Source organism: Brevundimonas sanguinis (assembly GCF_029636725.1).
In the GTDB taxonomy this organism is placed as follows: Bacteria; Pseudomonadota; Alphaproteobacteria; order Caulobacterales; family Caulobacteraceae; genus Brevundimonas; species Brevundimonas sanguinis.
Genome location: NZ_CP116770.1, coordinates 319496 through 338115 on the forward strand (window position 1 = coordinate 319496; position 18620 = coordinate 338115).

Sequence of the window (18620 nt, forward strand, 5' to 3'; positions counted from 1 at the left end):
GCCAAGCATGTACGAGACCCCCGACCTGGAAACCGACGTCTTCGTCCGCAGCCACGAAATCCGCATATATGACGCGGAAGGGTTCGAGGGCATGCGCAAGGCCGGCCGCCTGGTCGCCGAGGCGCTGGACATGATCGGCGAGCATGTGAAGCCGGGCGTGACCACGGGCGAGCTGGACGATCTGGTGCGCGAGTTCACCCTGGACAACGGCGGCACGCCCGCCTGCCTCGGCTACAAGGGCTACACCAAGACGGTCTGCACCTCGATCAACCACGTCGTCTGCCACGGCATTCCCGGCGACAAGGTCCTGAAGGAAGGCGACATCGTCAACATCGACCACACCGTCATCGTCGACGGTTGGCATGGCGATTCGAGCCGCATGTATGCGGTCGGCGAGATCAACGCCCGCGCCAAGCGGCTGATCGACGTCACCTATGACTCGCTGGATCTCGGCCTGGCCCAGATCAAGCCGGGCAACACCTTCGGCGACATCGGGTTCGCCATCCAGAAATTCGTCGAGGCCCAGCGCATGAGCGTGGTGCGCGACTTCTGCGGCCACGGCATCGGCCGGGTCTTCCACGACAGCCCCAACGTCCTGCACTACGGCCGTCGCGGCGAGGGCGCGGTGCTGAAGCCGGGCATGTTCTTCACCGTCGAGCCGATGGTGAATCTGGGCAAGCCGGCGGTGAAGGTGCTGTCGGACGGCTGGACCGCCGTGACCCGCGACAAATCGCTGTCGTCGCAGTGCGAACACTCGATCGGCGTGACCGAGGACGGGCTGGAAATCTTCACCGCCTCGCCCAAGGGCCTGTTCCGCCCGAAATTCTGAGCTAGTCTCCCCCTCGGGGGAGGCTGATGCTCGATCAACCGCCAGAAAAATCGTCGGAACCCAAGGCCAAGCCGCACCACGCCGGTCATCGCGAGCGGCTGCGCGAACGCGCGCGCACGGCGGGCCTGCATCATCTGCCCGACTATGAGCTGCTGGAGCTCTTCCTGTTCCGCAGCCAGCCGCAGGGCGACGTCAAGCCGGTGGCCAAGGCCCTGCTGACCCGGTTCGGATCGCTGGCGGCGGTGCTGGCGGCCTCGGTCGAGGATCTGATGACGGTCAAGGCCGAGGATTCGCGCGGTCGGGCCAAGGGGGTGGGCGCCGAGACGGCGCTGGACCTGGCCGCCCTGCATGAAGTCTCGCGCCGGGTGGCCAAGGAGGAGGCGAACCGGCGCACCGTCATCTCGTCGTGGACGGCGCTGCTGGCCTATGTGCGCCTGTCGCTGCAGCATGAACCGCGCGAGCAGTTCCGCGTCCTTTACCTCGACAAGAAGAACCAGCTGATCCTCGACGAAATCCAGAACCGGGGCACGGTCGACCACGCCCCCGTCTATCCGCGCGAGGTGGTGCGCCGGGCGCTGGAGCTGTCGGCCAGCGCCATGATCATCGTGCATAATCACCCCTCGGGCGATCCGACACCCAGCCGGGCGGACATCGACATGACCAAGCAGGTGATCGAAGCGGCGCGCGCCCTCAGCGTCACCGTGCATGACCATCTGATCGTCGGCCGCGAAGGCGTGGCCAGCTTCAAGCAATTGGGACTGATGTGACTGTGCTTTCGACTGAGCGTTTGACGCTGACGCCCGTCGCCGCGGGCGACATGGACGACCTGACCGCCCTGTGGGCCGACGCCGATTTCACCCGCCATATCATGGGGCGCGGCCTGTCGGAGGAGGAGGTCTGGTTTCGCCTGCTGCGCGATGTCGGCCACTGGCAGGTCAAGGGCTATGGCAACTGGTCGATCCGCGAGACGGCGACGGGCGCCTATGTCGGCAGCGTCGGCGTGCTGGACTATCGTCGCGACATGACGCCGCCGTTCGATGCGCCGGAGCTCGGCTGGGGCGTGGCGCCGGCCTTTCAGGGGCGCAGCATGGCGCGCGAGGCCTTGCAGGCGGCGCTGGCCTGGACGGACGAGCACAGGACTGAGCCGCGCACCGTCTGCATGATCTCCCCCGACAACGCCGCCTCCATCCGTCTGGCGGAACGGGTCGGCTACCGCCCCTATGGCCATGCCGACTACAAGGGCTCGGTCGTCACCCTGTTCGAGCGGGTCAAAGGCGGGCCGACCGAGGCGGTCGGAGGGGCGGCTGACAGGACCGGCGGGGCCGGGTAAGCTTTACATTCTCGGGCCGGTTCGCCGCCCCGTCGCCTTCCGGAGTGCTTTTCCCATGCCTATGTCCGCCGACGATCTTCGCGCCCATCTGACCGAGGCCTTCCCCGACGCGGACATCGCCATCGAGGATCTGGCCGGCGACGGCGACCACTATCGCGCCCGCATCGTGTCCGAGGCGTTTCGCGGTCTGAACCGGGTGCGCCAGCACCAGCTCGTCTATGCGGCGTTGAAGGGCAAGATGGGCGGCGAACTGCACGCTCTGGCGCTGGAGACCTCGACCCCGGCCGAGGCGGGCTGACCCATGCGCTATCGCCCCTTCGGCGTCTCGGGGGCGGCTGTCTCCAATCTGACCTTGTGCCTGGGGGCGGATGCGGCGGCGCGCGGCGGGGCGCATGTGCGCCAGATGATCTTCGCGGCGCTGGAGGCGGGCATCAACGCCTACCATTTCGACAGCGCCGATCCGGCGCTGCTGCGAGCGGCGGGCGAGGCCCTGGGCCATGTCGAGCGGCGTCTGGTCATCGCCAGCGTGAGCCTGGGCGTCGGGCGTGATTTCTCGCCGATCAGCCTGGGGCGCGAGATCGAGCAGGGACTGCACGCCTCCGGTCTGGGCTGGTTCGATCTGGCCGTGCTGGACCGCCCGGGCGAGAATGAGCTGCCGCAAGCCGCCCTGACCGCGCTGAAGGCGATCCGCAAGGCGGGCCATGTGCGGATGCTCGGCGTGTCGAGCGATGAGGCGGTGAGCGACCTCTATGTCTCGACCGGCGCCTTCGACGCCCTGTTCACCCCCTTCCACGCCAATATCGAATGGCGGGTGCGCGCCCGGATGCGGGCCGCGCTGGAGCGGCAGATGAGCCTGTTCGTCTACGGCTATTTCCCCGACAGCCTGTCGACCGAACGAAAGGCGGCCGAGGCCGGGGCCCCCAAGAAGCGCGGCCTGTTCGGCCTGGGCGGGCGGGCGCCGGTCGAGGAGACGCAGCGCGGCTCCTTCGCCTTCCTGCACCAGACGCGCGGCTGGACCGCCGAGGCCATCTGCCTGGCCTACGCCCTGACCGACCCGGGCGTGTCGAGCGTCCTGATCCGGCCGCGCGACCGAGCGGAGCTGGAAAAGCTGGCGGCGACGCCGGAGCGCGACCTGCCCGCCGGTCTGTCGGCCCAGATCGAGATGGCGCGCGTCGACGCCTTGGTCTGACGCCGCCCTTTCAGGCGCCGATGGCCGAGAAGGGACCGTTCAGAAAGCCCGGCTTGCCGTAGGCCAGGGGGCGGCCGTCCTCGGCCACGACGCGGCCGCCGGCGGCTTCCAACACCGCCTGGCCCGCAGCCGTATCCCATTCGCAGGTCGGGCCGGTGCGAGGATAGGCGTCGTAGCGGCCCTCGGCGATCATGCAGAACTTCAAAGAGGAATCCATGCCCTGCCAGAGCCGGCAGCCGTTGCGGCCGGCCAGGCGTTCGGCGTCTTCGTCGCTGATGCTGTGGCTGACCAGGGCGGTGGCGTCCTGAGGGCGCTCGCGCACGCGCGCCGGTTTCCAGGCCTCGCCAAAGGCGCGGCGTTGGGCGCCTTCGCCCGGCGCCACGGAGCGCCAGGTCAGGGCAAGAGCCGGCGCCGTCACCACGCCGGCGACCACGGCGTCGCCGCACACCAGGGCGATGTTGACGGTGTAGCTTTCACGTCCCTGGATGAAGCCTTTGGTGCCGTCCAGCGGGTCGATCAGCCAGAACCACTGGCCGACCGAGGGGGGCAGGCCGTCGGCGGCGGCGGCCTCTTCGGCGACGGCCTGAACCTGGGGCCAACGGGCGGTCAGACGTTGCAGGATCAGCGCCTCGGCGGCGCGGTCGGCAGCGGTGACGGGGCTGTCGTCGGCCTTGATCTCGGCCGTCGTCCCGGCGCGCCAGTAGGGCAGGATCAGCTGGGCCGCCTCTTCGGCGATGTCGGCCAGGGCGTCGGTCAGCCGTCCCGAGACGAGATCGTCTTCAAGTTCGGCGAAGGCGGAGGGGGAGGCGGGGACAGTCATGCCGCACCCGATAACCCATGCGGCCGGTTTCAAGAACCGGCAAATCAGGCCACCTTGGCCTTAACGATTTGCAAACCTTGCCGCCGAACGCCGTGTCCGACCTGACTTCATCGCCCTCCCTCGCCGACCTGCCCGACGCCAGCCTGCCTGTAGACGGGGCGGAGCTGGCCGCCTTCATCGCGGCCAAGCTGTGCCATGACTTCATCAGCCCGGCGGGCGCGGTGATGTCGGGTCTGGACCTTCTGGACGACCCCAGCGCCCAGGACATGCGCGACGACGCCCTGGGGCTGATTCGCCAGAGCGCGGCCAAGATGGTGGCCCTGGTCCATTTCGCCCGCGTGGCCTTTGGCGCGGCGACCTCCAGCGAGCAGTTTTCCGGCGCGGAGCTGCGTGGCCTGCTGACGGGCTTGACCGACGGCGGGCGGGCGACGCTGGACTGGCGCGTCGGCGAGGAGGTCTTCAGCAAGCTTCAGGCGCGCGCCCTATTGAACTTGGCCTATCTGACGGTCGGCGCCCTGCCGATGGGCGGAGCGGCCACGGTCGCCGTGCGTCGCGAAGGGGGCCAACTGATCCTGATCGGTTCGGCCGAGGGCGCGCGGGCGCGGCTCAAGGCCGAGGCTCTGACCGGGCTGAAGGGCGAGCGTCTGACGGAGGGTCTCGCCGGGCAGTGGATTCAGCCCTATTGGCTGTGGCTGACGGCCTGCGACGCCGGGGGGCGGCTGGAGACGACGGTCGAGGACGGCCGTGTCGCCCTGATCGCCCGCCTGCCTCTGGCGGACTAGACCAACCTTACGTTAACCGGCGTCAGACCATTCTGGCGTGAATATCGTCGTTATTCGCTTTTCGCGAGAATGAGTCCCGTGGACGCCAAGACCTGTCTGATCGTCGATGACAGCCGGATCATCCGCAAGGTGGCCCGGCGCATCCTCGAAGACCTCGCTTTCGAGGTGCAGGAGGCGGCTGACGGCGCCGAGGCGCTGGAGGCCTGCGTCGGCGCCATGCCGGACGTCGTGCTGCTGGACTGGCAGATGCCGATCATGGACGGGATGACCTTTCTGGGCCGTCTGCGCGCCCTTCCGGACGGGCGGGAGCCCAAGGTGCTGTTCTGTTCGGTCGAGACGCGCGCCGACCGCATCGCCGAAGCTTTGTCCGCCGGGGCGGACGAATATGTTATGAAGCCGTTCGACGGCGACATCCTGCAGTCCAAGCTCGCCGAAGTGGGAGCGATTCAGACGCCGTCATGACGCCGGAGGATTTCGACCGCCTTCAAGCTCTGCTGGCCTCGCGCGCGGGATACCGCCTGTCGCGAGAGCGGATGCAGCTGGCCGAGCATCGGTTGGGACCGGTCGCGCGTCGTGAAGGCTATCACAACGTCGAGGCCATGCTGGCCAGCCTGTGGAGCCGCCCGGTGGCGTCGCTCGGCTGGGGGGTGATCGAAGCCCTGCTGAACGCCGAGACCTGGTTCCGGCGCGACCGGGCGGCGTTCGAGGTGCTGGAGCGCGAGTTGCTGCCCGCCCTGACGGCGGCGCGCGGCGGGCCGGTGCGGATCTGGTCGGCGGGCGCCGGATCGGGTCAGGAAGCCTATTCGCTGGCCATCGCCGCCCTTGAGGCCGGGGCGCGGGTCGAGGTGCTGGCCACCGACCTGTCGCGTCAGGCGATCGAGAAGGCCCTGTCGGGCCTCTACAGCTCCTTCGAGATCCAGCGGGGGTTGTCGGCGCGGACCATGCTGCGCTGGTTCGAACAGGTGGACGATCACTGGCGGGCGCGGCCGGAACTGCGCGCAGCCGTCACCTTCAAACGCGCCAATCTGCTGGACGCGCCGGCTGACGAAGGGCGGTTCGACATCATCTTCTGCCGCCACGTGCTCGGCGACATGACGCCGGAGCGCCGGCCGCGTCTGCTGGACGGGCTGGAGCGGGGGCTGGTCGATGACGGTTGCCTGTTCCTGGGCGCGGACGAGCGCCCCGACGGCGACAGCGTCGCCTTCAGGCCCGTGGCGGGACGGCGCGGCCTCTATGTGAAGTCGCCCTCGGCCTATCGCCGGGCGGCCTGACGTTCAGGAATGACGCTCAGGCCTGCAGCAGGCCCTGCGCCGCGACGGCCTTGACGCCGGGGCCGGGGACCTCGGTGAAATCCAGATCGGCCACGCCGAAATACTCCTGCTGGTTCAGGGCGCACCAGTCGGTGGTGACGATGCGGATCGTATCGCGCTTCTCGTCGCCCTGGACCGCGCCATAGACAAAGTCGCCGGTGCGTCGCGCGAACGGCATGACGCGGTCCTGATTGGCCAGGGCGGTCAGTTCGCTGAGACGCGCGGCCGGAACCTCGGCGGCCATCAGCTTGCCGTCGAACCGCACCACGGCGTCGAAGGCGTAGCGGCTGATCGGCCCGGCGGGCAGGCCCGTTCCTAGAGTCGTATGGCCGATAAAGCCCGCCTGGGCTCCGGCGAAGCGGGCGAAGGCGGCGGCCACGGCGCGGCCGGTGTCGCCCAGCGACAGGGCGGCGGGACTGGTCCCCAGGACGGCGCGTTCCTGCGCGCTCAGATGCTGCGCCAGCGTCGCGCGGATCAGGGCGGCCAGAGCCGGGTCGGCGGGACCGTCCAGGGCGACGCTGCGCGACTGGGCCCGCACGCTTCCATCGCTGAGATAGTCGGCCGCCGTATAGGCGTTGTTCCACGATCCGGTGTGGGCGTAGAGGCCGCGGCCCCGCGGCTCCTGAAACAGCAGGTGGTTGTGTCCGCCGATCATCAGGGCGCCGTCGGGCAGGGCGGACAGCATCCCCCGGTCGCCCGCCACCCCGGCGTGGCTCATCACCAGCGTCAGGTCGGCGCCGTCCAGAAGCGGCGGCAGGTGGGCGCGCGCCCAGTCGGTCGGATCGGGGATCGACAGCCAGTCGCGGCTGTTCTTGGGATAGGTGTTCAGCGAATTCGTGCCGAAGCCGATGATGCGCAGGCGCCGCTGGCCCAAGGCGATCTCGGTCGCCGCCGGGGCGTAGGGCTGACCGGTGCGCGCGTCGATGATGTTGCTGATGACGCTGATCCCCAGGCCCTGCATCCGGGCGACCACGGCGTGCAAGTCCGGCGTCAGATCATTGTCGTGGTTGCCCAGATTGACCACCGTCGGCGCGATGGATGGCAAGGCGGCCAAAAACGCCCAGTCGATCGCGCCTTGGGACCGCACCGAGACGACGTTGCCGTGCTCGAAGATGTCGCCGTCCAGGGCGATCAGGTGCGGAACCGACTGGCGGCGGACTTCGGCGCGCAGGGCGGATAGAACCTGGGCGCTGCGCTCATAGGCCGAATGCAGGTCGGACATGGCCAACACTCGGGCCACAACTCGGGCGCGCGCGCGGCCGACATCCGGGGCGGACTGATCGGCAGCGAACGCGGGCGTTGCGCCGATCAGGGGCAGGGCGGCGACGCCTGCGAGGAAACGTCGGCGGGAGGGGGCGACGGGGGGCATGAGCGTCTCCTGCGGCGTTCAGCAAGGGTCGGGCGCAGCCGATCTGCTTTGCATGTCCTGCCGCAGGGCTCAATGTCACAACCGGGTCGGGAAGGAATCGAACGCCGGTTTCCCTCGGCCTGTGTCCCTGTCGCGAAAGGTTCATGCGGGGCGGGGCTTCTGGGCTGGAAACAGCTCGGCTTCGGGCCTAGGGGCTGCGGCGAATTAACCCGCCCAAGATCATCAAGAAGGGGATATCTCGATGACGCGTCTCTCGGTTCTCGCCGCCTCCGCCAGCGGTCTGGCCCTGCTGCTTTCCACGCCGGCTTTGGCCCAGTCCGCCGATGTTCAGGCCGAACAGGCCGCCGCGGTCGGCGACATCGTCGTCACCGCCCAGCGCCGCAGCGAAAGCATCCGTGACGTACCCTTCGCCGTCACCGCGATGAACACCGAGACGCTGAACGCCGTGAACGCCGGCGGCGGCGACATCCTGCAGCTGTCGGGCCGGGTGCCCAGCCTGCAGGTCGAAAGCTCCAACGGCCGCTACGCCCCGCGCTTCTACATCCGGGGTCTGGGCAATGTGGACTTCGACTTCACGGCGTCTCAGCCGGTGTCGATGGTGATGGACGAACTGGTTCTGGAAAGCGTCTATCTGAAGGGCTTCCCCCTGTTCGACGTGAAGCAGCTGGAAGTGCTGCGCGGACCGCAGGGCACCCTGTTCGGCCGCAACACCCCGGCGGGCGTGATCAAGATCGATACTGTTAAGCCGGGCGACGACTTCACCGGCTTCGGCTCGATCACCTACGGCAACTATGGTTCGACCCGGGCCGAGGCGGCTGTGACCCTGCCGGCGTCGGATACGCTGTCGGTCCGCGTCGCCGCCCTTTGGAACCACCGCGACGACTATATCAACAACGCCTATGACGCCCCCTTCGCCAAGAAGGACGGCAAGGATCTGGGCAATTTCGATGATGTGGCGGGCCGCATCCACGTCGCCTGGACCCCGACCGACCGCCTGTCGACCCTGCTGACGCTGCAGGCGCGCGACTATGTGGGCACAGGCACGATGAACCGCGCCAACGTCCTGACCAAGGGCTCGAACAAGCTGAACGACAACTTCGACCGCGAGACGGTCTGGTATGACGGCGGCCGCAACAACTTCCAGAAGCAGCAGACCACCTCCCAGGCGTTGCAGGTCGCCTATGATTTTGGCCCGGCGACCCTGACCGGCGTGGTCGGCTCCTTCCAGGGCTGGTCCCAGGGCGACGGCGATATCGACGGCGGCGTCTCGGCCGGCGCACCGGCGGGCGCGGGTTACAAGACCCCGTTCCCGGTCGAGTCGGGCACCCTGTCCAGCGACCTGCTGCAGAACACCTATGAACTGCGCCTGTCCTCGAACGGGGCGGGCCGTCTGGGCTGGCAGGTCGGCGCCTTCTATTGGGACGAGCGTATCAACCTGGTCTCGGGCACGTTCGACGGCGTCGGCGGCATCATGCCGACCAAGGTCACCGACATCGTGCAGAAGTCGGACTCCTGGTCGGTCTTCGGTCAGGCCAACTATCAGGTCACCGAGGCCCTGAAGCTGACCGGCGGCCTGCGTTACACCGACGACAGCCGCGACTATCACGGCCGCATCGTGGTCGGCACGCCCGCCAATGCGCAAGGCCAGGTCTCGGTCGGCGACGAGCAGGTCAGCTGGGACGTCAGCGCCCTGTATGAGGTCAATGACAGCCTGAACCTGTTCGCCCGGGTGGCCAGCGGCTATCGCGGCCCGTCGATCCAGGGCCGCAACCTGCCGGTTCTGACCACGGCGGATTCGGAAACCGTCATGTCCTATGAGACCGGCTTCAAGGCCCGCCTGTGGGACGGCCGCGCCCGTCTGAACGCCACGGCCTATCTGTATGACGTCAAGGACATGCAGTTCACGGCCATCGGCGGCATCGACAACTCCAACCGCCTGATCAACGCCGACAAGGGTCAGGGCTATGGTCTGGAGATCGACGGCGACGTCTATCTGGGCGCGGGCTTCACCCTGGCGGGCGGCGTGGCGTGGAACCACACCGAGATCAAGGACAAGGACCTGCTGGTCGCCATCTGCGGCAACCATCTGTGCACCATCACCGATCCGATCGTGAAGGTCGGAACGAGCGACCGCGCCAGCATCGACGGCAACCCCTTCCCGCAGGCGCCGGAATATTCGGCCAACCTGACCCTGTCCTACGTCCGCCCCATCGGCGACGATCAGGAGCTGTTCGCCTCGACCGACTGGGTGATGCAGAAGGACTTCAACCTCTTCCTCTATGAGGCGGTCGAGTTCCGTCAGGACGCCAACTTCGAAGGCGGCCTGCGCGCGGGCTGGCGCGACCTGAACCGCGGCCTGGAAGCCGCCGCCTATGTCCGCAACATCACGGACGAGGCCAATGTCATCGGCGCCATCGACTTCAACAACCTGACGGCCTTCGTCAACGAGCCGCGCATGTACGGCGTGGAGCTGTCCAAGCGCTTCTAAGCCGCTAAGGCGGATCGCATCGGGAGGGCGGCGACGGGGCGACCTGTCGCCGCCCTCTTGCCATCCGGCGTTCGCTTGGTCCTACTGCCGCTCGGATCGGGGAGGATCTCTCATGCGGCTGGCCCTGCTGTTCGGATCGCTGACGCTCGCCTTCTTGCTGGCGGTATGGACCACCCAGGCGCCGACGCCCCGACCGGCGGACGCGCCCGCCGTCGCCTTCTCGGCCGCGCGGGCGATGATCGACGTCGAGCAGATCGCCCGCGCCCCGCACCCGGTCGGGTCGCCCGAGCACGTGCGGGTCCGCGCCTATCTCAGCGCACGGCTGACGCAGCTGGGGCTTGAGGTCAGCGAGCAGGCGGGGCCGTTGTCGCCCGCCTCGGTCAAGCGGCTGGCGCGTGCGGGCGGCGATCCTGGCGCGGCGAACAATCAGGCGATCAATCTGGTCGGCGTCCTGCCCGGAAAAGACCGCAGTCAGCCCGCCGTCATGCTGATGGCTCATTACGACACCGTGGTCGGCTCGCCCGGGGCGGCCGACGATTCCGCCGGGGTCGCCGCCATTCTGGAGGCGGTGCGGGCGCTCCAGGCGCGCGGCCCGGCCGAGCGCGACCTGGTCGTCCTGTTGACCGATGCGGAGGAACTGGGTCTGGACGGAGCGCGGGTCTTCTTCGGCGGCCATCCCTTGCGCGACCGCATCGGGGCGGTGGTCAACCTTGAGGCGCGCGGCGGCGGCGGCCGCGCCGCCATGTTCGAGACCGGGCGCGAGGCCGGGCCGACGGTCCAGCTGTTCCGCCGCGCGGCGGCCAAGGCCGACGGCGGGACCACCGCCACCTCCATCGCCGCCTTCATGTATGAGCGGATGCCCAACGGCACCGACTTCACCGTGCCCAAGGACCGGGGGATCGGCGGCCTGAACCTGGCCTTCATCGGCCGCCCGGATCAGTATCACGCCGCAAACGCCACGCCCGCCAATCTGGATCAGGGCGCGGTGCAGCACCTGGGCTCTCAGGCGCTGGAGGCGGCCGACGCCTTGCTGCGTGCGCCCAGCTTGCCGGGCCGGGGCGAGAACCTGGTCTATGCCGACATCTTCGGCCGCTGGGTGATCGCGCATAAGCAGGCGACGGGCTGGGTCTTGCTGGCTTTGGCGGCGGCCTTGGGCGGTTTCGCCGCCTGGCGGGCGCGGCGAGGGGCAGGGCTGACGGCGAAGCAGGTCGGTCTGGGCGCGCTGGACGGGCTGTGGTTCCTGACCGGCGGCGTCATCCTGCTGCAGGCGACGCGCCTGCTGGCCGGACCGATGTCGAGCCGCCCCGCCTCGCCCGACGTCTATTACACCCTGCTGCGCCGCCTGCCGTGGATGGAGGCGGGGGCGGCGCTGGCGGCGCTCGCCCTGGCCTTGGTCCTGCTGACCGGCGCGCGGCGGGCGCGGCCGCGCGTGATCGGCGCGGCGTTCGCCGTCCTGACCGCCGTCGTCCTGCTGGTCGGCGGGTTCAGTCCGGTGATGCTGGGGCTGGGCGTGGCCGCTATCATCCTGTCGCTGTGGTCAGGGCGCGCCGAGTGTTCGGCCTGGGGCGGTTGGTTGGGCCTCATCGCCCTGATCTTCGCCTTTGGTTGCGCCTTGCAGGGCGCAGCGCCTGAAGCGGCCCTGCTATTCGTCTGGCCGGTGTTGCTGGCCGCGACGGCGGCGGCTCTGGCGGCCTTGATCGACCCTGACCTGACGCGGCCGCTCGGCCTTCTACCCGTCTCCGTGGCGACCGTGCTGGGCGGCGCCTGGCTGCTGGCGATCGGCCACTTCGTCTTCCTGGGCGTCGGGATGGACCTGCCGGGGGCCTTGGCCGTGGTCGCCCTGCTGGTCCTGCTGTTCGCCCGGCCCCTGGCGCCGGGCGCGAAGGCGGCGCGCCTGGTGCTGTTGGCGGCGGCGGCCTGCCTGATCGCAGGTGTCGGACTGAATGTTTCGGCGCGACTTCTGGCGCCGGCGCCCGCTGTGGCCGAGGCGCTGCCCTAGCGTGCGGACGCTGGCGTCCGACCGCGCGACCGTTTATCGCAGCCGATCATGAGCGATCCCGTCCTCGTCACCGGCTCCGCCGGCTTCATCGGCTTCCACACCGCCCGGCGCCTGCTGGAGCGGGGCGAGACCGTTATCGGCCTGGACAACCTCAACGCCTATTACGATCCGGCGCTGAAGCAGGCGCGCCTGGCCCAGCTTCAGGCCCATCCCGCCTATCGCCACCATACGCTGGATCTGGCCGATCGCGACGGCGTCGCCGCCCTGTTCGCCGAGCACCAGCCGCGCCGGGTGGTGCATCTCGCCGCCCAGGCGGGCGTCCGCTACAGTCTGGAAGCGCCCGAGACCTACGTCGATTCCAACGTCGTGGGCTTCCTCAGCATCCTCGAGGGCTGCCGCGCGGTCGGGGCGGCCCATCTGGTCTTCGCCTCGACCAGTTCGGTGTTCGGCGCCAATCGCGCTCTGCCCTTCTCAGTGCGCCAGCCCGCGGATCATCCGCTGACCGTCTATGCGGCGACCAAGCTGGCGAATGAAGCGATGGCCCATTCCTACGCCCACCTGTTCGGCTTTCCGGCGACGGGCTTGCGCTTCTTCACCGTTTACGGACCGTGGGGCCGGCCGGACATGGCCCTGTTCAAATTCACTCGAGCGATTCTGAAAGACGAGCCGATCGACGTGTACGGCGAGGGGCGGATGAGCCGCGACTTCACCTATGTCGACGACATCGTCACCGGCGTGATCGCCGCGCTCGACTGTCCCGCCGCCATCGACCCGACATGGGACGCGACTGCGCCCAATCCGGCCACCAGCGGCGTCGCTCCCTGGCGCATCCTGAACCTGGGCGCGGGCCGCCCGGTGCCGCTGATGCGCTATATCGAGGTGCTGGAGACCAAGCTGGGCCGCAAAGCCAAGTTGAACCTGATGCCGATGCAGGACGGCGACGTGGCCGACACCGAGGCGGACGTGACCGACACCCTGGCCGCCCTCGACTACGCGCCGTCGACGCCGGTGGAAGAAGGCGTCGCCCGCTTTGTCGACTGGTACTGCAACTTCTATCGCGAAAACTAACCCTGGCCGCCCGGTGCGCATTTGTCCGAGGCGGCGGTTTCGGGCTTACGGCGTCCCATGGTCCAGTTGGCCATCATCCGCACCTTGGGGTTGGGCGCGCACCATATCTCGCCGCTGTCATTGATGGCGGTGACCCAAATCAGATTGTGCTCCTGGCCATAATCGATGACGGCGAAGGCATAGCCGGCCCCCTTGTCCTGAACGTGGATCGGCAGCGGCGGGTCGAGCTGGGTGAAGGTCATGGCGTATCCTGTGGGCACAGGGAACGCTTCGTTTTCTCCTAGGTTGCCGCCGCCGCCTGCTTAGCGAACCACTGCTGCTAAGGCGGGCCCGGCACACCGCTTAGGCTGTTGGCTGTATCTGCCTGGGCTTCCCGCCACTTGGCAGGACGGAGCCTTGGTGGAGCCGAGGGGAGTCGAACCCCTGACCTCGTCATTGCGAACGACGCGCTCTACCAACTGAGCTACGGCCCCGACCGACAGGCAGGGGCGGGAAATAGAAGGGACAACGGGGGCGTGTCAACGGGCCGCGCACGAATCCTTGGCGATCGGCGGCCGGGCCGCTAGAAGCGGCGGGAACGTAGCAGGAGTTTCTCATGGGTTTTGCCCTTGTCTGGCTGGTGAACGCCGTCGTCACCTTGATGATCTGGTGCATCATCGCCTCGGCGATCCTGAGCTGGCTGTTCGCCTTCGACGTGGTCAATCCGCGTAACCGTTTCGTGGGTCAGATCGCCTATGTGCTGGACACGGTGACCCGCCCGATCCTGGGGCCGATCCAGCGGGTGGTGCCGCCGCTGGGCGGCATCGACATCACGCCGATCATCGCCCTGCTGGCGCTGCAGTTCCTGAGCGTGCTGTTCAACCGGACGGTCGCGCCCATGCTGATCATGTCGCTGGGCTGAGGTCGAGGTTGGGGCTGGGGCGCCGTTGAACCGGAGTCACGGCCGGGGGGATTCAGCGGCTGGCGCTCATTTCCGCCCTTGCGCGGCGCGAGCGGGCTCCTAAGGTGCCGACGACAGGTTACTGGCGGACCGTATACAGTGCGTAATTCATGACTACCATCAGGACAGTCGCCGTCATCGGCGCCGGGCAAATGGGTTCGGGCATCGCTCAGGTGGTGGCCGCCGGCGGCTATGAGGTGAAGCTGTACGACATTGCGTCGGATCGGGTGACCCTGGCTCTGGGCGAGATCGCGGCCAGCCTGGCGCGTCGTGCGTCGCGCGGCCTTTCGAGCGAGGCGGAAGCCCAGGCGGCGCTTCAGCGCATCACCGCCGTGGCGACCCTGGCCGAGGCGGCCAGGGCGGATCTGGTCATCGAGGCCGCGTCCGAGGAAGAGGCGGTCAAGAAGGGCGTCTTCACCGAGCTGACGCCGCTGTTAGGGCCGGATACGCTGCTGGCGTCCAACACCTCCTCGATCTCCATCACCCGCCTGGCTTCGGTGACGGATCGGCCCGAGCGTTTCATCGGCCTGCACTTCATGAAGCCGGCGCCGACGATGAAACTGGTCGAACTGGTGCGCGGCATCGCCACCTCGGCCTCGACCTTCGAGACGGCGGTGGCCTTCGCCGAGAGCCTGGGCAAGATCACGACCGAGTCCGAGGACTTCCCGGCCTTCATCGTCAACCGCATCCTGGTGCCGATGATGAACGAGGCGGTCTATGTGCTGTACGAGGGCGTGGGCGATGTCGCCTCGATCGACAAGGCGCTGAAACTGGGCGCCAACCACCCGATGGGGCCGCTGGAGCTGGCGGACTTCATGGGGCTGGACGTGGCCCTGGCGATCATGAACGTGCTGTATGAAGGCCTGGCCGACAGCAAATACCGCCCCTGTCCGCTGCTGGTGAAATATGTCGAGGCCGGTTGGCTGGGCAAGAAGAGCGGGCGCGGTTTCTACGACTATTCCGGCGAGACGCCGGTCCCGACCCGCTGATGGCCGGCGCTTTTCCCTCCCTGCCGGGTCTGAAGCGCGTGGCGCCGCGGCGCGGCGCGGGCGCCCTGATCCCGGCCGCCCTGGCGGCCGCGGCCTGGCCCCCTGTGATCCTGACCCTGTTCATCTGGCCGCCCGAGAACTGGTGGTCGGGCGTGGACACGGACTGGCGGCTGGTGTTGCTGGCGGTCGGACTGATCGCGGCGCCGGTCGGGCTGTGGCTGCTGCTGAACAGCCACGCCAGGACGGGCCGTCCCTCGACGCGGCTGGGGGTGATCGGCCGCTTCACCGTGTTCGGCGGCCTGCTGGCGGCGGCGATGCAGGCGACCATGGCTGTGATTATGGCGACCTTGGCGGGCGCTGCGTCGCAGAGCCTGGTTCAAGGCCTGGGCGCGATCGAGACGGCCCTGCTGATCTATGGGGTGGCGGGACTGCCTTTGGCCGTCATGGTGGGCGTCAGCTATGCGCTGTGGGGCGGCCTGTGCGTCGCCTGGCTGGGCTTTGTCCCGGCGCCCGTGGTCAAGAACCGCATGGGCGTGCTGCAAGAGCGGGACGTTACGGGGATTTAACGTGAACTGTCGCGTTGGTCCCGCCTAAGCCTCCAGTCTTCACGCAAAGGACAGGGGCGAGCATGAGGGATCAGGTCGCGGCGGCGCCGCCGACGCCGGTGGCGGCGGTCCACCGAATCGTTACGCTGGACGTGCTGCGCGGGGCGGCGGTTCTGGGGATTCTGGCGGTCAACGCGGCGGCCTTCGCCCTGCCGATGCTAGCGATCGAGATGAGCAGCGGCCCGTCGCCATTTCCAGCCGAGGCGAACGCTTCGGGCGTGGCGCAATGGATCATCGCCGTCTTCTTTCAGCAGAAGTTCGTCACCCTGTTCTCCATGCTGTTCGGCGTCTCGATCTTCCTGGTCGGCGGCGAGCGGGGCGATGAGGCGAAGGAGCGCGTTCTGCGTCGCCGCCTGCTGTTTCTGGCCCTGTTCGGCCTGATCCACGGCGCGGCCTTCTGGTACGGCGACATCCTGCTTCTTTATGCCTGGTCCGGCCTGTTCGTGATGACCATGCGGTCGATGCCCGCCGGGCGGCTGATCTGGATCGGGGCGGGGGTCACGGTGGTCCTGGGGACCCTTCAGGCCGGTCTGATGTTGCTTATGGCGAACTTCCCCGAGGCGATGAGCAGCGAGGCTTCGGACGGGACGGTCGCCGCCTCCATCGCGGCCTATCAAAGCGGCTGGGCCGGCGCCGCGCTGGAGAACCTGAAGACCTGGGCCATCGCCCAGGGGATGAACCTGCTCATGTATGTGTTTTCGACTGTGCCGCTGATGATGCTGGGGCTGGGCCTGTTCAAGGCGGGCTTCTTCCACGGCCGGATGTCCATGCGCGTCTATGTTTCGCTGATGGCCGGCGGGGCTGTCGTCCTGGCTCTGCTGGCCGGGCTGGAGTGGATGGAGATTCAGGCGGGGGCTGAGGTCGAGGCGACCGGCGGCTGGGCGATGGCGGTCGGTTCGTATCCGCTGATCATCACCCTGGGCTATGCTTCGGCGCTGATCCTGGCGACGACGCGCGGGGTGGGCTGGCTGCGCAAGGCTCTGGCCCCGGTGGGGCGGATGGCCTTCACCAACTATCTGACCCAGACGCTGATCATGGCGACGATTTTCTACATGCCCTGGGGGCCGCGCCTCTTCGGCGAGGTCGACTATCCGATGCAGTGGGCCATCGTCGTCGGCGTCTGGGCGCTGCAGCTGATCTGGTCGCCCTTGTGGCTGTCGAAGTTCACCATGGGACCGTTCGAATGGCTGTGGCGGCGTTTGAGTTATGGGCGCGATCTGCCGCTGCGCCGCGCGGCCTGAGGGCGGATGGGGCGGCTCGGGGCGGACTGTTAGTTGCGGCGGCGTATCTGATGGCTTAATCGCCGCCTCATGACCGACGAAGCCTCCAACCGCCCCGAAGCCCGCGCCCCGCGCGGGTTCGCCGACCGTCGCGGCCGCGACCTGACCGCCGAGCGCCGCATCGTCGCGCGCGTGTCCGAGGTCTATGAGCGCTGGGGCTTCGAGGCGCTGGAGACCCCGGCGTTCGAATACGCCGACGCCCTGGGCAAGTTCCTGCCCGACGCCGACCGTCCGAACGAGGGCGTCTTCGCCCTCCAGGACGACGACGATCAGTGGATGGCCCTGCGTTACGACCACACCGCGCCGCTGGCCCGCTTCGCCGCGCAGACCTGGGAGACCCTGCCCAAGCCGTTCCGCCGCTACGCCTATGGGCCGGTGTGGCGCAATGAGAAGCCGGGGCCGGGCCGCTTCCGCGAGTTCTGGCAGTGCGACGCCGACACCGTCGGCTCGGACCGGCCGGAGGCCGACGCCGAAATCATCGCCATGGGCTGCGAGGGCCTGCGCGCGGCGGGCCTGGCGGCCGGGCAGGCGGTGATCCGCGTCTCCAACCGCAAGCTGTTCGACGGCCTGTTCGACGCGGGCGGAATCGCCGATCCGGTGCAGCGGCTGACGGCCCTGCGCGCCGTGGACAAATACGATCGCCTGGGCGTCGAGGGCGTGCGCCTGTTGCTGGGCGAGGGGCGTCTGGACGAGTCCGGCGACTACACCAAGGGGGCGAACCTGCCCGCCTCGGTGATCGGCGCGATCGAAGCCTTCCTGGCCTCGGCCGAGACGCCGGGGCTCAGCCGCGCGGGCGTGCTGGACGCCGTGTCCGGCGCCGCCTTGGGCGCCGCTGGCGAAGAGGCGCTGAAGGAACTGGCCGCCATCGACCGCGCCCTGACCGCCATGGGCGTGGCGCAGGACGACGTGCGGTTCGACCCGACCATCGTGCGCGGGCTGGAATATTACACCGGCGCGGTGTTCGAGGCCGAACTGCTGCTCGACACCAAGGACGAGAAGGGCAGGGCCGTGCGCTTCGGCTCGATCGGCGGCGGCGGGCGCTATGACGACCTGGTGTCGAGGTTCACCGGTCAGTCGACGCCGGCGACGGGCTTCTCCTTCGGCGTGTCGCGTCTGGCCTCGGCCCTGCGGGCGGCCGGACGCGGCGCCGAGGACGCGACGCGCGGGCCGGTGGTGGCCATCGTCTTCTCGGAGGACGACATGCAGCACTATCTCGACGCCGTGTCCGAACTGCGCGCCGCCGGCATCCCGGCCGAGCTCTACCTGGGCCGGGCGGGGATGAAGGCGCAGATGAAATACGCCGACCGTCGCGGGGCCCCGGCCGCCGTCATCCTGGGCGGGGACGAGATCGCCGCCGGACAGGTGACGATCAAGGATCTGGACGCCGGACGCGCCCGCGCCGCCGCCATCGCGGACAATGACGCCTGGAAGGCCGAGCGTCCCGGACAGCAGACCGTGGCGCGCGGTCAACTGGTGGCCGTGGTGCGCTCCATTATCGAATGACCTTCGATAATATCCATGACGACGTCGTGACTTATCAACGTTTAGTCATAAAAGCGCAGGCTTTCGGCGCGCGCTTGGTTGACGCACCCCGGCCAATGGCGTCATTTGGTCTCACTCAA

At 68.5% G+C, this 18620-nt stretch carries 19 protein-coding genes and 1 tRNA gene; 16 read left to right on the forward strand and 4 right to left on the reverse strand.

Features of this window, described 5'->3' with window-relative positions; genetic code table 11:
- The first annotated feature begins 7 nt into the window (after positions 1-7).
- From map to PIB44_RS01540, 5 genes are read left to right on the forward strand one after another with little or no spacing between them, the layout of a single operon-like run.
- The gene (gene map / locus PIB44_RS01520) at positions 8-829 is read left to right on the forward strand and encodes a type I methionyl aminopeptidase (RefSeq protein WP_025976539.1); all 822 of its coding nucleotides are present in this window, start codon (positions 8-10) and stop codon (positions 827-829) included.
- 26 nt (positions 830-855) lie between these two features.
- Positions 856-1596, forward strand: coding sequence for a RadC family protein (gene radC / locus PIB44_RS01525; RefSeq protein ID WP_025976540.1), 741 nt, complete (start codon positions 856-858; stop codon positions 1594-1596).
- A complete protein-coding gene (locus tag PIB44_RS01530; RefSeq protein WP_278070194.1) occupies positions 1593-2159 on the forward strand; it encodes a GNAT family N-acetyltransferase in 567 nt (188 codons plus the stop codon). The genes radC and PIB44_RS01530 overlap by 4 nt, the downstream gene beginning before the upstream one ends.
- A 55-nt stretch (positions 2160-2214) precedes the next feature.
- Entirely contained in the window at positions 2215-2457 is a 243-nt protein-coding gene (locus PIB44_RS01535; protein ID WP_134582031.1) for a BolA family protein, read from the forward strand.
- A gap of 3 nt (positions 2458-2460) precedes the next feature.
- Positions 2461-3348 (forward strand): aldo/keto reductase, encoded by an 888-nt coding sequence (locus PIB44_RS01540; protein WP_278070195.1) that lies wholly within the window; start codon positions 2461-2463, stop codon positions 3346-3348.
- A 10-nt stretch (positions 3349-3358) separates the two neighbouring features.
- On the opposite strand, the gene cysQ is transcribed toward PIB44_RS01540, so the two are convergent.
- Positions 3359-4168, reverse strand: a complete 810-nt coding sequence (cysQ, locus tag PIB44_RS01545; protein WP_278070196.1) for a 3'(2'),5'-bisphosphate nucleotidase CysQ — start codon at positions 4166-4168, stop codon at positions 3359-3361.
- A gap of 77 nt (positions 4169-4245) precedes the next feature.
- Here cysQ and chpT point away from each other — a divergent pair, with 77 nt between their 5' ends.
- The 3 genes from chpT to PIB44_RS01560 all read left to right on the forward strand — a co-directional run bounded on the left by chpT (position 4246) and on the right by PIB44_RS01560 (position 6221).
- Positions 4246-4950: a histidine phosphotransferase ChpT gene (gene chpT, locus PIB44_RS01550; protein WP_376787724.1), complete on the forward strand. Its 705-nt coding sequence runs from the start codon at positions 4246-4248 to the stop codon at positions 4948-4950.
- 69 nt (positions 4951-5019) lie between these two features.
- Positions 5020-5412, forward strand: coding sequence for a response regulator (locus tag PIB44_RS01555; RefSeq protein ID WP_029972356.1), 393 nt, complete (start codon positions 5020-5022; stop codon positions 5410-5412).
- Positions 5409-6221 carry a CheR family methyltransferase gene (locus PIB44_RS01560; RefSeq protein WP_134582034.1) on the forward strand — a complete coding sequence of 271 codons (813 nt, stop codon included), beginning with the start codon at positions 5409-5411 and terminating at the stop codon, positions 6219-6221. The genes PIB44_RS01555 and PIB44_RS01560 overlap by 4 nt, the downstream gene beginning before the upstream one ends.
- Before the next feature lie 16 nt (positions 6222-6237).
- Here the strand turns inward: PIB44_RS01560 and PIB44_RS01565 are convergent, their stop codons facing one another.
- Entirely contained in the window at positions 6238-7629 is a 1392-nt protein-coding gene (locus PIB44_RS01565) for a metallophosphoesterase (protein ID WP_278070198.1), read from the reverse strand.
- A gap of 241 nt (positions 7630-7870) precedes the next feature.
- Here PIB44_RS01565 and PIB44_RS01570 point away from each other — a divergent pair, with 241 nt between their 5' ends.
- From PIB44_RS01570 to PIB44_RS01580, 3 genes are all read left to right on the forward strand, one after another.
- Positions 7871-10117, forward strand: a complete 2247-nt coding sequence (locus tag PIB44_RS01570; protein WP_278070199.1) for a TonB-dependent receptor — start codon at positions 7871-7873, stop codon at positions 10115-10117.
- A gap of 112 nt (positions 10118-10229) precedes the next feature.
- The gene (locus tag PIB44_RS01575) at positions 10230-12116 is read left to right on the forward strand and encodes a M20/M25/M40 family metallo-hydrolase (protein WP_278070200.1); all 1887 of its coding nucleotides are present in this window, start codon (positions 10230-10232) and stop codon (positions 12114-12116) included.
- Positions 12117-12164: 48 nt separating this feature from the next.
- Positions 12165-13184: an NAD-dependent epimerase gene (locus tag PIB44_RS01580; protein WP_253121014.1), complete on the forward strand. Its 1020-nt coding sequence runs from the start codon at positions 12165-12167 to the stop codon at positions 13182-13184.
- On the opposite strand, the gene PIB44_RS01585 is transcribed toward PIB44_RS01580, so the two are convergent.
- Complete coding sequence (locus tag PIB44_RS01585) at positions 13181-13426, reverse strand: hypothetical protein (protein ID WP_025976552.1); 246 nt, start codon at positions 13424-13426, stop codon at positions 13181-13183. The genes PIB44_RS01580 and PIB44_RS01585 overlap by 4 nt on opposite strands.
- 155 nt (positions 13427-13581) lie before the next feature.
- Positions 13582-13657: transfer RNA gene (locus PIB44_RS01590), tRNA-Ala, on the reverse strand.
- A gap of 122 nt (positions 13658-13779) precedes the next feature.
- On the opposite strand from PIB44_RS01590, the gene PIB44_RS01595 reads away from it, so the two are divergent.
- From PIB44_RS01595 to hisS, 5 genes are all read left to right on the forward strand, one after another.
- On the forward strand, positions 13780-14085 hold the full coding sequence (locus tag PIB44_RS01595) for a YggT family protein (RefSeq protein WP_025976553.1): 306 nt from the start codon (positions 13780-13782) through the stop codon (positions 14083-14085).
- A 149-nt stretch (positions 14086-14234) separates the two neighbouring features.
- Complete coding sequence (locus PIB44_RS01600) at positions 14235-15113, forward strand: 3-hydroxybutyryl-CoA dehydrogenase (RefSeq protein ID WP_134582062.1); 879 nt, start codon at positions 14235-14237, stop codon at positions 15111-15113.
- Positions 15113-15679, forward strand: a complete 567-nt coding sequence (locus PIB44_RS01605; RefSeq protein WP_134582063.1) for a hypothetical protein — start codon at positions 15113-15115, stop codon at positions 15677-15679. Before PIB44_RS01600 ends, PIB44_RS01605 begins: the two co-directional genes overlap by 1 nt.
- A 62-nt stretch (positions 15680-15741) precedes the next feature.
- Positions 15742-16959 (forward strand): DUF418 domain-containing protein, encoded by a 1218-nt coding sequence (locus PIB44_RS01610; RefSeq protein ID WP_278070201.1) that lies wholly within the window; start codon positions 15742-15744, stop codon positions 16957-16959.
- A 69-nt stretch (positions 16960-17028) separates the two neighbouring features.
- Positions 17029-18501, forward strand: coding sequence for a histidine--tRNA ligase (hisS, locus tag PIB44_RS01615; RefSeq protein ID WP_278070202.1), 1473 nt, complete (start codon positions 17029-17031; stop codon positions 18499-18501).
- Positions 18502-18620 lie beyond the last annotated feature (119 nt).

Bases quoted from the DNA above. Each gene is read 5' to 3' on its own strand.
- map (WP_025976539.1), top strand. From the start codon at position 8: ATGTACGAGACCCCCGACCTGGAAACCGACGTCTTCGTCCGCAGCCAC.
- PIB44_RS01585 (WP_025976552.1), bottom strand. From the start codon at position 13,426: ATGACCTTCACCCAGCTCGACCCGCCGCTGCCGATCCACGTTCAGGAC.
- PIB44_RS01560 (WP_134582034.1), top strand. From the start codon at position 5,409: ATGACGCCGGAGGATTTCGACCGCCTTCAAGCTCTGCTGGCCTCGCGC.
- PIB44_RS01610 (WP_278070201.1), top strand. From the start codon at position 15,742: ATGAGGGATCAGGTCGCGGCGGCGCCGCCGACGCCGGTGGCGGCGGTC.
- PIB44_RS01540 (WP_278070195.1), top strand. From the start codon at position 2,461: ATGCGCTATCGCCCCTTCGGCGTCTCGGGGGCGGCTGTCTCCAATCTG.
- PIB44_RS01575 (WP_278070200.1), top strand. From the start codon at position 10,230: ATGCGGCTGGCCCTGCTGTTCGGATCGCTGACGCTCGCCTTCTTGCTG.
- hisS (WP_278070202.1), top strand. From the start codon at position 17,029: ATGACCGACGAAGCCTCCAACCGCCCCGAAGCCCGCGCCCCGCGCGGG.
- PIB44_RS01600 (WP_134582062.1), top strand. From the start codon at position 14,235: ATGACTACCATCAGGACAGTCGCCGTCATCGGCGCCGGGCAAATGGGT.
- PIB44_RS01580 (WP_253121014.1), top strand. From the start codon at position 12,165: ATGAGCGATCCCGTCCTCGTCACCGGCTCCGCCGGCTTCATCGGCTTC.
- radC (WP_025976540.1), top strand. From the start codon at position 856: ATGCTCGATCAACCGCCAGAAAAATCGTCGGAACCCAAGGCCAAGCCG.
- PIB44_RS01605 (WP_134582063.1), top strand. From the start codon at position 15,113: ATGGCCGGCGCTTTTCCCTCCCTGCCGGGTCTGAAGCGCGTGGCGCCG.
- PIB44_RS01535 (WP_134582031.1), top strand. From the start codon at position 2,215: ATGCCTATGTCCGCCGACGATCTTCGCGCCCATCTGACCGAGGCCTTC.
- PIB44_RS01595 (WP_025976553.1), top strand. From the start codon at position 13,780: ATGGGTTTTGCCCTTGTCTGGCTGGTGAACGCCGTCGTCACCTTGATG.
- PIB44_RS01565 (WP_278070198.1), bottom strand. From the start codon at position 7,629: ATGCCCCCCGTCGCCCCCTCCCGCCGACGTTTCCTCGCAGGCGTCGCC.
- PIB44_RS01555 (WP_029972356.1), top strand. From the start codon at position 5,020: ATGAGTCCCGTGGACGCCAAGACCTGTCTGATCGTCGATGACAGCCGG.
- cysQ (WP_278070196.1), bottom strand. From the start codon at position 4,168: ATGACTGTCCCCGCCTCCCCCTCCGCCTTCGCCGAACTTGAAGACGAT.
- PIB44_RS01570 (WP_278070199.1), top strand. From the start codon at position 7,871: ATGACGCGTCTCTCGGTTCTCGCCGCCTCCGCCAGCGGTCTGGCCCTG.